This window comes from Endozoicomonas sp. SESOKO4 (assembly GCF_024606275.1).
The window spans coordinates 1-1,086 of sequence record NZ_JAHHPS010000387.1 but is presented as its reverse complement, the minus strand read 5'-3'; the positions used below and the strand labels follow the sequence as shown (position 1 = coordinate 1,086).

Genomic DNA, 1,086 nt, shown 5'->3' with positions numbered 1-1,086 from the left:
CCCCCAAAGTGACCGTCATCCCAATCTCCCAACCCTTTTACCGAAACTGATAGTGCCCGATAAAGAGTGCTTTGATACATCTGGTGATGTGGTGAAAAGAGCAACCTGAGGCAGTTTATGACGCGGCGACAACAGATTGAAAACAAGCAGAATACTAGGCCTAAATGAGAATTATTTCAATTCACGATCGAGATAATTAATAGGATAATTACCGAAATATTGAACTGAAATATTTGCTGAAAGTCTAAAAACACATTGGTCGGTCACAGTGTGTCATCCTTCTCTTCCTGCCTCCCACACTGCATCCTGAAATTTGGAAGGCTCTAATAAGAAGGCTCTGATATCTTGTCTAGACAAGGATATACCGCAAAACAAACAATCAGGGATATTACTCTCCTTCCACACCCTGAACAGGTGCCAGTGTTCCCCACTCATGGCAACCCGGACAGTGCCAATGCATTTCTTTACCGGAAAAGCCACAACTTAAGCACTGGTAGACCGGCTTTGAAACCAACATCTGGTCTGTCACCTCTTTTAACAGTTTGATGCTGGTCAGCGAGGGTTCAGTGGGATGATTCAACTGGATATTGATCAGGGCATTCAAGCCTCTCAAAGTGGGTTGCCGTCGAAGCTGACTGGTCAAAAATTCCATAGCGAAGACGTCACCGCGACTGTTCATGAACTGAGCCGTCATGGCCAAGATAACAGCCGTGCCCGGTTTCTCATTGAGGCAACGTGCCAGATAGCTGCCCAGAACACGCTGTTGATGACTGCGATGGCAAACGGTTTCCAGCATATCAAGAGTCAGCGGAACGTAGCGGTTATCCTGAGTAGATACCTTCTGAAGAACCTTGGTAGCCTCTCTGTCACGACCTTCCTCCATTTCTATCCGACCCAGTATCAAACTGGCTCTGACGCAGTTTTTATCCCTGTAAAATGCGGTTCTGATGAATTTACGGGCTCCTGATCGATCATTATGACGCAGTTTTTCCTCAGCTATCTCACAGTACAAGTGAGCCAGTCTCGAAGCATAGTGCTCACCCGACAATTTATGAAGAGATTCTGCAACCTCAACAGCCTGATGCC

1 pseudogene is annotated in these 1,086 nt (G+C 46.4%); it reads right to left on the bottom strand.

Annotated elements, in window-relative coordinates:
• Positions 1 to 388: 388 nt before the first annotated feature.
• A pseudogene (locus KDK16_RS07635) lies at positions 389 to 1,086 on the bottom strand (hypothetical protein); the annotation flags it as partial.